The organism is Streptococcus sp. KHUD_015 (assembly GCF_051106265.1).
Lineage (GTDB): Bacteria > Bacillota > Bacilli > Lactobacillales > Streptococcaceae > Streptococcus.
This window is the reverse complement of the sequence record NZ_CP193665.1, coordinates 2,108,605-2,122,736: the sequence shown is the minus strand read 5'-3', so window position 1 is coordinate 2,122,736 and position 14,132 is coordinate 2,108,605. Positions and strand designations below refer to the sequence as shown.

The 14,132-nt window shown below is 41.2% G+C and carries 10 protein-coding genes and 4 pseudogenes; 11 read left to right on the top strand and 3 right to left on the bottom strand.

Translation table 11 applies throughout. The features are described from left to right. The first annotated feature begins 42 nt into the window (after nt 1–42). The 9 genes and pseudogenes from ACORHU_RS10160 to ACORHU_RS10120 all read left to right on the top strand — a co-directional run bounded on the left by ACORHU_RS10160 (nt 43) and on the right by ACORHU_RS10120 (nt 8,705). Complete coding sequence (locus ACORHU_RS10160; protein WP_004237611.1) at nt 43–540, top strand: beta-class carbonic anhydrase; 498 nt, start codon at nt 43–45, stop codon at nt 538–540. Between the two features lie 24 nt (nt 541–564). Then, nucleotides 565–1,380, top strand: coding sequence for a PrsW family intramembrane metalloprotease (locus tag ACORHU_RS10155; protein WP_000742250.1), 816 nt, complete (start codon nt 565–567; stop codon nt 1,378–1,380). Between the two features lie 145 nt (nt 1,381–1,525). Then, nucleotides 1,526–2,494 carry a ribose-phosphate diphosphokinase gene (locus ACORHU_RS10150; protein WP_414338944.1) on the top strand — a complete coding sequence of 323 codons (969 nt, stop codon included), beginning with the start codon at nt 1,526–1,528 and terminating at the stop codon, nt 2,492–2,494. 270 nt (nt 2,495–2,764) lie between these two features. Continuing rightward, the gene (locus tag ACORHU_RS10145; RefSeq protein WP_000603348.1) at nt 2,765–3,724 is read left to right on the top strand and encodes an Rpn family recombination-promoting nuclease/putative transposase; all 960 of its coding nucleotides are present in this window, start codon (nt 2,765–2,767) and stop codon (nt 3,722–3,724) included. Between the two features lies 1 nt (nt 3,725). Beyond that, nucleotides 3,726–4,238: pseudogene (locus tag ACORHU_RS10140) on the top strand (Rpn family recombination-promoting nuclease/putative transposase); the annotation flags it as partial. Between the two features lie 196 nt (nt 4,239–4,434). After that, nucleotides 4,435–5,334, top strand: coding sequence for an Rpn family recombination-promoting nuclease/putative transposase (locus ACORHU_RS10135; protein ID WP_000218326.1), 900 nt, complete (start codon nt 4,435–4,437; stop codon nt 5,332–5,334). Between the two features lies 1 nt (nt 5,335). Then, a pseudogene (locus ACORHU_RS10130) lies at nt 5,336–5,764 on the top strand (Rpn family recombination-promoting nuclease/putative transposase); the annotation flags it as partial. A gap of 371 nt (nt 5,765–6,135) precedes the next feature. Continuing rightward, complete coding sequence (locus ACORHU_RS10125) at nt 6,136–7,236, top strand: N-acetylmuramoyl-L-alanine amidase family protein (protein ID WP_434364500.1); 1,101 nt, start codon at nt 6,136–6,138, stop codon at nt 7,234–7,236. A gap of 143 nt (nt 7,237–7,379) precedes the next feature. Continuing rightward, nucleotides 7,380–8,705, top strand: coding sequence for a nucleoside triphosphate hydrolase (locus ACORHU_RS10120; protein ID WP_153196640.1), 1,326 nt, complete (start codon nt 7,380–7,382; stop codon nt 8,703–8,705). A gap of 273 nt (nt 8,706–8,978) precedes the next feature. Here ACORHU_RS10120 and ACORHU_RS10115 read toward each other — a convergent pair. The 3 genes and pseudogenes from ACORHU_RS10115 to ACORHU_RS10105 form a co-directional block, all read right to left on the bottom strand. After that, nucleotides 8,979–9,401 (bottom strand): annotated as a pseudogene (locus tag ACORHU_RS10115) (Rpn family recombination-promoting nuclease/putative transposase); the annotation flags it as partial. A 4-nt stretch (nt 9,402–9,405) separates the two neighbouring features. Beyond that, a pseudogene (locus tag ACORHU_RS10110) lies at nt 9,406–9,759 on the bottom strand (Rpn family recombination-promoting nuclease/putative transposase); the annotation flags it as partial. After that, nucleotides 9,760–10,662, bottom strand: a complete 903-nt coding sequence (locus tag ACORHU_RS10105; RefSeq protein WP_414338948.1) for an Rpn family recombination-promoting nuclease/putative transposase — start codon at nt 10,660–10,662, stop codon at nt 9,760–9,762. A gap of 147 nt (nt 10,663–10,809) precedes the next feature. On the opposite strand from ACORHU_RS10105, the gene polA reads away from it, so the two are divergent. Both polA and ACORHU_RS10095 read left to right on the top strand, forming a co-directional pair. After that, nucleotides 10,810–13,443, top strand: a complete 2,634-nt coding sequence (polA, locus tag ACORHU_RS10100) for a DNA polymerase I (protein WP_434364499.1) — start codon at nt 10,810–10,812, stop codon at nt 13,441–13,443. An 83-nt stretch (nt 13,444–13,526) separates the two neighbouring features. Further along, complete coding sequence (locus tag ACORHU_RS10095; RefSeq protein WP_061760024.1) at nt 13,527–13,964, top strand: CoA-binding protein; 438 nt, start codon at nt 13,527–13,529, stop codon at nt 13,962–13,964. Nucleotides 13,965–14,132: the final 168 nt, after the last annotated feature.

Sequence of the window (14,132 nt, the reverse complement as noted above, 5' to 3'; positions counted from 1 at the left end):
ATAGGAGAAATATTTGACTATCAAATTTTCGAGGAGGGAATCATGTCGTATTTTGAACAGTTTATGCAAGCCAATCAGGCTTATGTTGCCCTACATGGGCAGTTAAATCTGCCACTTAAACCCAAAACAAGAGTTGCCATTGTGACCTGTATGGACTCTCGTCTGCACGTTGCGCAAGCTTTGGGATTGGCACTTGGAGATGCTCATATCTTGCGGAATGCAGGTGGTCGAGTGACTGAGGACATGATTCGTTCGCTAGTTATTTCCCAACAACAAATGGGGACAAGAGAGATTGTGGTGCTGCACCATACAGACTGTGGTGCTCAGACCTTTGAAAATGGCCCTTTTCAGGAGTATTTGAAGGAAGAATTGGGTGTCGATGTGTCAGATCAGGATTTTTTGCCCTTCCAAGATATAGAGGAGAGTGTACGTGAGGATATGCAACTCCTTATCGAGTCTCCCCTAATACCAGACGATGTCATTATCTCTGGTGCTATTTACGATGTGGATACAGGAAGTATGACGGTCGTAGAATTGTAAAAAATTCATTTAGAAAGAAAGTGTATGAAGAAAAACAGTATTTTATTTATTTTTATTTTATTGCTATGTATTGGTTTACAGTATGAAACCATCTACTATACGGATGGTTCGATGTCAGCTGCGGAATATGGACTAATGGGAGTTTCTATCTTTCTAGCTCTCTTTTACATGATTCCGTCTCTTTATTTCCTTTTCCGTATTGGGAAAAAATGGGAATTGCCAAAGAATGCCTTGATCTTGTCTTTATTGGGTGGGATGTTCCTTTCAGGATGGTTGTCTAGCTTTGCGAATACCTATATCCATGATTTGCTGGGTGTTCTTTTCCCAGATAGTGCATTTTTAAATGCTTTTGAAAGTGCTATTGTGGCTCCTTTGGTAGAAGAACCCTTGAAATTGTTGCCACTTGTTTTTGTTTTAGCTTTGATTCCTATACGAAAATTAAAATCTTTGTTTTTACTAGGCATTGCTTCTGGTTTGGGATTCCAAATGATTGAGGATATTGGTTATATCCGTACAGATTTGCCAGAGGGATTTGACTTTACTATTTCGAGAATTTTAGAGCGTATCATCTCAGGTATTGCCTCTCACTGGACTTTTTCAGGTCTGGCTGTAGTAGGTGTTTACTTGCTTTACAGAGCCTATAAAGAACAGAAGGTTGGCAAGAAAGATGGGCTTATTTTCCTAGCTTTAGCCTTAGGAACTCACTTCTTGTTTAACTCTCCTTTTGTAGAATTAGAGACAGAGTTGCCTTTAGCAATTCCATTGGTTACGGCTATTGTTCTCTATGGTTTTTATCAGGCTTATCGCTTTGTTGAGAAGAACGATGGGTTGATGAACTAGAATACTTTTCAAAAGAATGATGCAAGGGCACAAATATGCTGCCCTTCTTTTATTTTTGATTGAAAAATAGTGTAAAAAGCGCTACAATGGTAGATGGAAAAATCTTGTGAAAAGCACAAGCGATACATATATACCGGAGGAAATCATGTCTTTTTCTGATTTAAAGCTGTTTGCCCTTTCTTCTAATCAAGAATTGGCAAAACGTGTGGCGCAGGAGATTGGGATAGAGTTGGGGAAATCAAGTGTTCGCCAATTTTCAGATGGAGAGATTCAGGTCAACATCGAAGAATCAATCCGTGGGAAACACGTCTTTATCCTACAATCAACTAGCTCACCTGTAAATGACAATCTGCTTGAAATTTTGATTATGGTAGATGCTTTGAAGCGTGCGAGTGCAGAATCTGTCAATGTTGTCATGCCTTACTATGGGTATGCACGTCAGGATAGAAAGGCGAGAGCGCGTGAGCCAATCACTTCAAAACTTGTCGCAAATATGCTTGAAGTAGCTGGAGTGGATCGTTTATTGACAATCGACTTGCATGCTGCGCAGATTCAAGGATTCTTTGATATTCCTGTGGATCATTTGATGGGAGCTCCTCTGATTGCGGATTATTTTGAGCGTCGTGGCATGGTTGGTTCTGACTATGTGGTTGTCAGTCCAGACCATGGAGGGGTGACTCGTGCCCGTAAGTTGGCAGAATTTTTGAAAACATCTATCGCTATTATTGATAAACGTCGTAGTGTTGATAAGATGAATACCAGTGAAGTCATGAACATCATCGGTAAGGTCGAAGGCAAGACTTGTATCTTGATTGATGATATGATTGATACTGCTGGAACGATTTGTCATGCGGCAGATGCCCTTGCGGAAGCTGGTGCTGTTGAAGTCTATGCAAGCTGTACGCACCCAGTTCTTTCTGGTCCTGCTATGGACAATATCCAAAACTCAGCTATCAAGAAATTGGTTGTTTTGGATACTATCTATCTCCCAGAAGAGCGTTTGATTGATAAGATTGAGCAGATTTCAATCGCTCATCTCTTGGGGGATGCTATCGTCCGTATCCATGAAAAACGCCCACTTTCTCCACTTTTTGGTATTGAGAAAAAGATTTAATAATCAAGCCTGAGATAATTCTCAGGTTTTTTTCGTCTCTTTTCCGAATAAATAGATAGAGTCAGTGAATCTAGTAAAACTAGATTTAATACTCTTCGAAAATCAAATTCAAACTACGTCAACGTCGCCTTGCCGTATATATGTGACTGACTTCGTCAGTCTTATCTGCAACCTCAAAACAGTGTTTTGAGCAACCTGCGGCTAGTTCCCTAGTTTGCTCTTTGATTTTCATTGAGTATAAAACTGTGGTATAATAAAAGGAGGAAAAGGATGATTCTAAGACATCCGGGCATCAGCCCGACCAATGACTTAGTTGCTAAGAAAATCTTTAGCAATCCAGAAATCACTTGTCAATTTATCCGCGATATGCTGGACTTACCAGCCAAAAATGTAACTATTTTGGAGGGAAGCAATATTCATGTCTTGCCTTCCATGTCGTACTCGGCTCAGGATTTCTATACCAGTATAGACGTCTTGGCGGAGTTGGATAATGGCACACAGGTTATTATTGAGATTCAGGTGCATCATCAGAATTTTTTCATCAATCGCCTGTGGGCTTATTTGTGTAGTCAGGTCAATCAAAATCTAGAAAAAATTCGCCAGCAAGAAGGCAATACTCATCAAAGTTACAAACACATCGCACCAGTATACGCAATCGCAATTGTGGACAGCAATTATTTCCAAGATGATTTGGCTTTTCACAGCTTTAGTATGCGAGAGGACACGACAGGTGAAGTCTTAACCATCACAAACAATGGACAGGAAAACCATCTAGTCAAGATGGCATTCTTGGAATTAAAAAAATACAGAGAAACCAGCAAGGATAGCGTTCGCAAGCCATGGTTGGAGTTTTTCGGGAATAAACCCTTTACCCAACAACCCGAGCGAGCCATCAGCCAGGCAGACCAACTGCTAGACTACAAGAGCTGGTCCGAGGAGGACAGGAAGATGTTTAGTCAACTACGTATGCGCGAAGAACAGGCATTATTAGCTCATGACTATGCCTTGGAACAAGCTGAGGAAAAGGGCTTAGAGCGTGGACTTGAGCGTGGTCGTGCAGAAGGAGTTGAACAAGGCCGAGCTGAGGGTATTGAGCAAGGTATTGAACAGGGACTAGAACGTGGGAAACTTTTTGCCTTTCTAGATATGGTTCGCCAAGGTCTTCTGACTTCGGAGGTTGCGAGTGAACAATTGGGTATGACGGTTGCTGAGTTTGAAGCACTCTTGTAAGACCATCACCAATAACGGTCAAGAAAACAATCTGGTTAAGATGGCATTCTTGGAATTAAAAAAATACAGAGAAACCAGCAAAGATAGCATTCGTAAACCATGGTTGGAGTTTTTCGGCAACAAGCCCTTTACCCAACAACCTGAGCGAGCCATCAGCCAAGCAGACCAACTGCTGGACTACAAGAGCTGGTCCGAGGAGGACAGGAAGATGTTTAGTCAACTACGTATGCGCGAAGAACAAGCCTTGTTAGCACAGGACTATGCCTTGGAACAAGCTGAAGAAAAAGGCTTGGAGCGTGGTCGAGAAGAAGGTATTAAACAAGGTTTAGAACGTGGTATTGAACAGGGACTGGAGCGTGGACTTGAACGTGGGAAAGTTGAAGGGAGGGAAGAAGGAAAATTCTTTGCCTTCCTGGATATGGTACGCCAAGGCCTTCTGACTTCAGAGGTTGCAAGTCAACAGTTGAGCATGACTGTCGCAGAGTTTGAGGCGCTGTTAGAAAGGCATAAGTAAGAAATCTGTGGACAAACGCTATGTAATATGAAAATAACTAAAAAGGATAGCTAAATTTCTTGATGTAAAAGAGATTGGCTATCTTTTTTGTTAGGAAAATTTGAACTTTCACCTCTCTTTTCCGAATAAATAGATAGTAGCAGTGAATCTAGTAAACCTAGATTTAAAACTATGGTATAATGAAAGGAGAGAAAGTATGACTGTACGTCATCCGGGCATCAGCCCGACCAACGATTTGGTTGCTAAGAAAATCTTTAGCAATCCGGAAATCACTTGTCAATTTATTCGCGATATGCTGGACTTGCCAGCAAAAAATGTGACCATTTTGGAGGGAAGCAATATTCATGTCTTGCCTTCCATGTCGTACTCGGCGCAGGATTTCTATACCAGTATAGATGTTTTAGCTGAACTAGATAATGGTACTCAGGTAATTATTGAGATTCAGGTTCATCATCAGAATTTTTTCATCAATCGCCTGTGGGCTTACCTGTGCAGTCAGGTCAATCAAAACCTAGAAAAAATTCGCCAGCAAGAAGGCAATACTCATCAAAGTTACAAACACATCGCACCGGTTTATGCTATTGCTATTGTAGATAGTAATTACTTCTCAGATGACTTGGCCTTTCATAGTTTTAGCATGCGAGAGGACACGACAGGTGAAGTCTTAACCATCACAAACAATGGACAGGAAAACCATCTAGTCAAGATGGCATTCTTGGAATTAAAAAAATACAGAGAAACCAGCAAGGATAGCGTTCGCAAGCCATGGTTGGAGTTTTTCGGGAACAAACCCTTTACCCAACAACCCGAGCGAGCCATCAGCCAGGCAGACCAACTGCTAGACTACAAGAGCTGGTCCGAGGAGGATAGGAAGATGTTTAGTCAACTACGTATGCGCGAAGAACAAGCCTTGTTAGCACAGGACTATGCCTTGGAAACAGCTAGGGCCGAAGGTATTGAACAAGGTATTGAACAGGGACTAGAACGTGGGAAACTTTTTGCCTTTCTAGATATGGTTCGCCAAGGTCTTTTGACATCTGAGGTTGCCAGCCAGCAGCTGGGTATGACGGTCTCTGAGTTTGAAGCACTCTTGTAAGACCATCACAAACAATGGGCAAGAAAACCATTTTGTTAAGATGGCGTTCTTGGAATTAAAAAAATACAGAGAAACCAGCAAGGATAGCGTTCGCAAGCCATGGTTGGAGTTTTTCGGGAATAAACCCTTTACCCAACAACCCGAGCGAGCCCTCAGCCAGGCAGACCAACTGCTAGACTACAAGAGCTAGTCCGAGGAGGACAGGAAAATGTTTAGTCAACTACGCATGCGCGAAGAACAAGCCTTGTTGGCACAGGACTATGCCTTGGAAACAGCTAGGGCCGAAGGTATTGAAAAAGGATTAGAGCGTGGAAAAGTTGAAGGACAAATCTTTACCTTTCTAGATTTAGTACGCCAACATGTTTTAACTTCCGAATTTGCGAGTGAACAATTGGGCATGACTGTCGCTGAGTTTGAAGCTTTATTATGAGTTCAATCTTTATATAGTAGAAAGTTTATGAAATGGCAAGTTTTAGCTGAATACTTGCCGTTTTTACTTGACTTTTATGAGGGTTTATAAGATAATACCAAGGAAGTAAGTTCTATCCAACTGTCTATGTGGATTAGATATGAATGATTTTACTCAAGGATGATCAGTTTTTGAGATTTTAACTCAGAAATACAGTATTTGACGGGTATTTTTCTCACAAAGATGTTTTTTTCACCTTTTTTTGAAAAAATAGGTAAAAACTTTAAAAACTAGAAGAAAACCCTTGACAAATCCTGCAAATATTTATATACTGTATGGTAGTAAGATAGTCTTACGAAAAATATATAATGAAAAACAAAGGAGATAAAACGATGAAAAAAGTTTTATTGACAAGCGCAGTCGCTCTTGCAGCATTTGGTGCTGTACAAGCTGTTTCAGCTAATGATCTTAGCACTTCTGCTGGTGCTACTAATGGTGGTACAGTATATGGTAAAGTAGATCCTGCAACTGGTAAAATTTTAGGTAACGGATATACTGAAAACAAACTTAAATCTGAACACACAGGTGTAGTTGCTCCAGCAAACCAATACAAACCAGCTGAACCAGCTACAAATCCATATGATGTTGTTACGGATAAAGATGGAAAAGTTATTAAAGCAGTAAAATTTGGTAACGGTTCACATGTACGTTTCCATGTTCGTGATATCAAAGGTAATGCAGTAGCAGGTGTTAAAGTTGATGTTATGGTTTACGCAGATGCTGACGCTTTCAAAAAGAATAGCGGTTCAGCACAGACTGTTGAATCAAATGCTGCTGGAGATGTTGAGTTGAGTGTTGCCCGCGGAGGAATCGTTACATACCGTGTTGCTTATGTACCAAAAGGTTATGTTGTAAGACAAGCAAAAACTGACGGTCAATACACACTCACTGGATATAGAGGTGAACACGAAAATCTAGCAAATGGTGAAACTCATGAAAATGCAGGAACTCGTGCAGAAGGTACTTATGTAATATCTGGTTCAGCTGACCTAGATAAAGATACTCATGCTGACATGTTCACAAACGCAAACGTTGATTTGGTTCTTGAAAAAACTGATTCATACAACGTTGTCAAAGACCAATGGGTACAAGAAGAAGCTGGATGGAAATACTACGCTTCTAACAAAGCTGTTACAGGTTGGAAACAAGTTGACGGTAAATGGTACTTCTTTAACGCCGAAGGCGTAATGCAAAAATGGTGGGTTAAAGATGGAAACACTTGGTACTACCTAAACGGTTCAGGTGCTATGGAAACTGGTTGGTTGCAAGACGGTGGTAAATGGTACTACCTTGAAAACTCAGGTGCTATGAAAGCTAGCCAATGGTTTGAAGTTGCTGGTAAATGGTACTACGTTGACGGTTCAGGTGCCCTTGCAGTTAACACTACTGTAGGTGGATACACTGTTAACGGAAACGGTGAATGGGTTAAATAATCTAATTCAATAAAAAGTAGGAGATTTTTCCTACTTTTTTATTTTTACCATAAAAATCCAGTTTTCCTTAGAATTTTTTTAAAAAATAAGATACAATAAAAATAGGCATAATAGCTAAATTTTAAAAAATGGAGAATGTTCACATGAAAAATAAAAAAGCTTTAGCTCTAGCTCTAGCTAGTGTAACAATGGCGGGTGCTGCTGCTTTAACTACTTACTCAGCAATTACTGCTCCTTCTGTACATGCAGAAGAATTTGTTCGTAAAACAGAATGGATAACTGTTGCTAATGATAGTGCCCGTACTCGTACAACTGTCTATTTTGAAGCAGGAGATCAAAAAATTGATAAGCATAAGTACATCGATAAATATGAATATCAAAGTACTTATGTAGAAGGTGGAGTACGTTACTATGTATTTGTATTAAAGGGAACAAAGCTTGCTGAATTGGAAAATGATCCTAATACAGCGTCAGCGGATTTGAATAAACAAGGTTATAAATCTACTGATAAAGGAAATAGCTGGCGTGAAGTATCAGGTAATCGCTATTTCTACTCAAAAGGAAATCCAGTCAAAGGTTGGGCAATCATTGATAACAAAACATACTACTTCAATAGCGAAGGAGTTATGGCTCGTGGTATCATTGAAAATGAGTCTGAACGCTACTATCTAGATAATCAAGGTGTGAAGAGAACTGGTTTTATCAAAGTAGGTGAAAAGACTTATTACTTTGATGGAAATGGTGTCCGTAAGACAGAAGTTGTAACAGATAATGATAAAACTTACTTTGTAAAAGATGGTGTTGTTACAAACGGAGTTCATAAAGTTGGTACAAAATGGTATTTCTTTACTGCAGATGGTAAAGCTCAATCTGGTATTGTAAAAGATAGTGATGGTAAATGGTATTACATCACTGCAGAAGGTGAGCGTAAGACAGGTCTCATTAAAGGCGCTGGCGACAAGTATTACTATGTCACTGAAGAAGGTGAACGTAAGTTCGGTGAAATCACTGTTGATGGAAAAACATACTTCTTGACAGATGATTCTAATACAAAAGCTGGTTGGAACAAAGTTGATAATCACTGGATTTATGTAAACAAAGACGGTAAACGTCAAGTTGGATGGCTTAAAGATGGTGGTAAATGGTACTACTTTAATGCTGAAGGCGTGATGCAAAAATGGTGGGTCAAAGATGGTAACAAATGGTACTATCTAAATGGTTCAGGTGAAATGCAAACCGGCTGGTTACAAGATGGTGGTACTTGGTATTACCTAAACAGCTCAGGTGCTATGGAAACTGGCTGGGCTAAAGTGGGTGGTACTTGGTACTACCTTAAAGGCTCAGGTGCTATGGTGACAGGTTGGTTCCAAACAGGTGGTAAATGGTACTACTCATATCCATCAGGTGCTTTGGCTGTGAATACAACCATCGATGGTTACACAGTAAACGCTAATGGTGAGTGGGTGTAGTTTGAATTAGTTTATGTCACTAGGAGATTTTTAGCTTAGTTTTTATAGCAGATACTTACTAAGATGATACTGCAGTTAAATAATTAGTATCTCTAGGTACTCTCCCATTTGTGAAATGTACAATCTAATTAGTTAAAAGATATGAAAGAGAAGGATTTTTGGCCTTCTCTTTTGAGGTTGGGATGAATCTGAATTGTCTCGGGTAAATGAAAGAAGTGAACAGGATAATATTTCAGTCCTGTTCACTTTTATGTTATTCATTATTCTAGGGTCTTATAGTAGTGCCTCAAACTCAGCGACGGTCATTCTCAGCTGCTGGCTGGCAACCTCAGATGACAGTAGCTGTTGACGGACTAGATTTACTAAACCTACTTTTAATCCCTTTTCCATCCCCTCGGCTCGACCACGCTCTAAGCCCTTTTCCTCTGCTTGTTCCAAGGCATAGTCATGAGCCAATAATGCTTGTTCTTCACGCATCCGTAGTTGACTAAACATCTTCCTGTCCTCCTCAGACCAGCTCTTGTAGTCCAGCAATTGGTCTGCTTTGCTAATGGCTCGCTGGGGATTCTGGGTAAATGGCTTATTCCCAAAAAACTCCAACCACGGTTTGTGAACCTCGTCTTTGCTGGTTTCTCTGTATTTTTTTAATTCCAAGAACGCCATCTTGACCAGATGGTTTTCTTGACCGTTAGTGCTGGTTTTACAACAACGCCTCAAACTCAGCGACGCTCATGCCCAATTGCTCACTTGCAACCTCAACGGTTAAAAGATGTTGGCGAACCATATCTAAAAAAGCAAGCAGTTTTCCACGTTCTAAGCCCTTTTCCTCAGCTTGTTCCAAGGCATAGTCCTGTGCTAACAATGCTTGTTCTTCACGCATACGTAGTTGACTAAACATTTTTCTGTCCTCCTCGGACCAGCTCTTGTAGTCCAGTAGTTGATCTGCCTGGATGATGGCTCGCTCGGGTTCTTGAGTAAAGGGTTTATTCCCGAAAAACTCCAACCACGGCTTACGAACCTTGTCTTTGCTGGTTTCTCTATATTTTTTAAGTTCTTATTTGTGATGCTCTTTCAATAGTTCTTCAAACTCAGAGACAGTCATACCTAACTGCTGACTGGCAACCTCGGAAATCAAAAGACCTTGATGGACTAGATTTAGTAGCATAGACAAACTTCCTTCAACTTTCCCACGCTCTAATCCTTTTTCTTCGGCTTGTTCCAAGGCATAATCCTGAGCCAATAATGCTTGTTCTTCGCGCATACGTAGTTGACTAAACATTTTCCTGTCCTCCTCGGACCAGCTCTTGTAGTCCAGCAGTTGGTCTGCTTGACTGATGGCTCGCTCGGGTTCTTGGGTAAAGGGTTTATTCCCAAAAAACTCCAACCACGGTTTGCGAACCTTGTCTTTGCTGGTTTCTCTGTATTTTTTTAATTCCAAGAACGCCATCTTAACCAGATGGTTTTCTTGTCCATTATTGGTGATGGTTAAAACCTCACCTGTCGTATCCTCGCGCATGCTAAAACTGTGAAAAGCCAAGTCATCCGAGAAATAATTGCTATCGACAATTGCGATAGCGTATACTGGTGCGATGTGTTTGTAGCTCTGGTGGGTATCACCTTCTCGTTGGCGAATTTTTTCAAGGTTTTGATTGACCTGACTGCATAGGTAAGCCCACAAACGATTAATGAAAAAATTCTGATGATGAACTTGGATTTCGATAATAACCTGCGTGCCATTATCCAACTCCGCCAAGACATCTATACTGGTATAGAAATCCTGCGCTGAATAAGGCATGGAGGGTAATACGTGAATATTGCTTCCCTCCAAAATGGTTACATTTTTGGCTGGTAAATCCAACATGTCGCGAATAAATTGACAAGTGATTTCTGGATTGCTAAAGATTTTCTTAGCAACCAAGTCATTGGTCGGGCTGATGCCCGGATGACGTAATGCCATACTTTCTCTCCTTTCATTATAGCACATTTTTAAATCTAGGTTCACTAGATTCTCTGGCTCTATCTATTTATTCGGAAAAAGTATGAAAAATACTCGGTCTGGCTCTTCCCAATGGTATTTTTTAGTGCTTTCCTTTATAATGGGTGTATGGATAAGAAAAAATTATTATTGATTGATGGGTCTTCTGTTGCTTTTCGGGCGTTTTTTGCGCTCTATCAGCAGTTGGACCGTTTTAAGAATGCGGCTGGTTTGCATACCAATGCCATTTATGGCTTCCAGTTGATGTTGAGTCATTTGTTGGAGAGGGTTGAGCCTAGTCATATTTTGGTTGCTTTTGATGCGGGAAAGACGACCTTCCGGACAGAGATGTATGCGGACTATAAGGGTGGTCGGGCCAAGACTCCTGATGAGTTTCGTGAGCAATTTCCCTTTATTCGTGAGTTGCTGGATCATATGGGGATTCGTCACTATGAGTTGGCTCAGTATGAGGCGGATGACATCATTGGGACGCTGGATAAACTAGCTGAGCAGGATGGTTTTGATATTACCATTGTCAGTGGGGACAAGGATTTGATTCAGCTGACGGATGATCATACGGTGGTTGAAATTTCCAAGAAAGGTGTGGCTGAGTTTGAGGCCTTTACGCCAGAATATCTTATGGAAAAGATGGGCATCACACCGACTCAGTTTATCGATCTCAAGGCGCTCATGGGTGATAAGTCGGATAATATCCCTGGGGTGACCAAAATCGGGGAAAAGACGGGTATCAAGCTCTTGCTGGAGCATGGTTCTCTTGAGGGGATTTATGAAAATATTGATGGGATGAAGGCTTCTAAGATGAAGGAAAATCTCATCAATGATAAGGAACAGGCCTTTTTGTCTAAAACACTAGCGACCATTGATACCAAGGCACCGATTGAGATTGGTTTGAAGGATTTGGCCTATAGTGGTCCAGATGTGGAAAATCTCGGGAAATTCTACGATGAGATGGGTTTTAAACAGCTCAAGCAGGCTTTAAATGTGTCGTCAGCTGATGTGGCTGAAAGTTTGAACTTTACTATCGTTGATCAAGTCCGTCAAGATATGCTGAGTGAAGAATCCATCTTCCATTTTGAGCTTTTTGGTGAGAATTACCATACGGATGATTTGGTTGGATTTGCCTGGTCTGGTGGGGAAAAGCTCTATGCTACAGACAAGCTTGAACTTTTGCAAGACCCGATTTTTAAGGACTTTTTAGAAAAAACACCTCTGAGAGTTTATGACTTTAAGAAGGCTAAAGTTCTCTTGAATCGTTTTGGTGTGGATTTGCAGGCGCCTGCTTTTGATAGCCGTTTGGCTAAATACCTCCTTTCGACTGTTGAGGACAATGAAATTGCGACTATTGCTAGTCTTTATGGTCAGACTTACTTGGTTGATGATGAGACCTTCTACGGTAAAGGTGTTAAAAAGGCCATTCCTGAACGCGAGAAATTCTTGGAACATTTGGCGCGTAAGCTTGCTGTTTTGGTTGAAACAGAGCCTGTTTTACTTGAAAAACTCAGTGAAAATGGACAATTAGAGCTTCTTTATGATATGGAGCAACCTCTAGCTTTTGTCCTTGCCAAGATGGAAATTGCTGGAATTAAGGTTAAAAAAGAAACCTTGCTTGAGATGCAGGCTGAAAATGAGCTTGTCATTGAAAAACTCACTCAAGAGATTTATGAACTGGCTGGTGAGGAGTTTAATATCAACTCGCCTAAGCAGTTGGGCGTACTTCTTTTTGAAAAATTGGGACTTCCTCTAGAGTACACTAAGAAAACCAAGACTGGATACTCGACAGCCGTGGATGTCCTGGAGCGCCTTGCTCCTATTGCTCCGATTGTTAAGAAAATTCTTGATTACCGTCAGATTGCTAAGATTCAGTCTACTTATGTGATTGGCTTGCAGGACTGGATTTTGGCTGATGGAAAGATTCATACTCGCTATGTGCAGGATTTGACCCAGACAGGGCGTCTGTCTAGTGTGGATCCAAACTTGCAAAACATTCCTGTGCGTTTGGAGCAGGGGCGCTTGATTCGTAAAGCTTTTGTACCTGAGTGGGAGGATAGTGTGCTGCTCAGCTCCGACTATTCACAGATTGAATTGCGCGTTTTGGCGCATATTTCTAAGGATGAGCACTTGATTAAGGCCTTCCAAGAGGGGGCAGATATCCATACTTCGACAGCCATGCGGGTCTTTGGCATTGAGCGTCCTGAGGATGTGACTGCAAACGACCGTCGCAATGCTAAGGCAGTTAACTTTGGGGTGGTTTATGGAATTTCAGACTTTGGCTTGTCTAATAATCTGGGCATTAGTCGTAAGGAAGCCAAAGCCTACATTGATACCTACTTTGAACGCTTCCCAGGTATTAAAAACTACATGGATGAAGTGGTGCGTGAGGCGCGTGATAAGGGCTATGTGGAGACCCTCTTCAAGCGTCGTCGTGAGTTGCCAGATATCAATTCGCGCAACTTCAACATTCGTGGTTTCGCAGAGCGGACAGCTATCAACTCTCCTATTCAGGGTTCGGCGGCAGATATTCTCAAGATTGCCATGATTCAGCTGGATAAAGCCTTAGTTGCAGGTGGTTATCAGACTAAGATGCTGTTACAAGTGCACGATGAAATTGTCCTTGAAGTTCCTAAATCTGAATTAGCAGAGATGAAAAAATTAGTGAAACAAACTATGGAAGAAGCCATTCAAGTCAGTGTTCCCCTCATCGCAGATGAGAATGAAGGGGCAACCTGGTACGAGGCTAAATAAAAAGGGGGCTAGTCCTCCTTTTTTGTAGTAGAATTATGCAAGCCTTTTCAAATTGTGCTATACTGATGAAAAGGAGGATTTCTATGAGTCAAGAATTTATCAATCCAAGTGATGGCGTGATTCGTCAGTATCTCGCAACGAGTAAAACCCTTGCTGTGGTGGGTTTGTCAGATCGTGAGGAAACAACCAGCAATCGAGTGACCAAGGAAATGCAGGATCGGGGTTATAAAATTATCCCAGTCAATCCCAAGGCGGCAGGTGGCGAAATCTTGGGTGAAAAGGCTTATGCTAGTCTAGCAGAGATTCCTTTTCCTGTAGACATTGTCAATGTTTACCGTCGCAGTGAATTTTTGCCCGATGTGGCGCGTGATTTTCTCAAAGCTGATGCTAAGATTTTTTGGGCGCAGCTAGGACTTGAAAATCTAGAAGCGGAAGAGATTTTGCGTGCTGGTGGATGCGATGACATTGTGATGAATCGCTGCATCAAGAGAGAACATACACGCTTGATTGAGGAAGCATAAGAAGAAGGTAGCTGGTGGGCTACCTTTTGTGTTATGCTCAATGAAAATCAAAGGGCAAACTAGAAAACTAGCCGCAGATTTCTCAAAACACAGTTTTGAGGTTGTAGATAAGACTGACGAAGTCAGTCACATATATACGGCAAGGCGACGTTGACGTGGCTTGAAGAG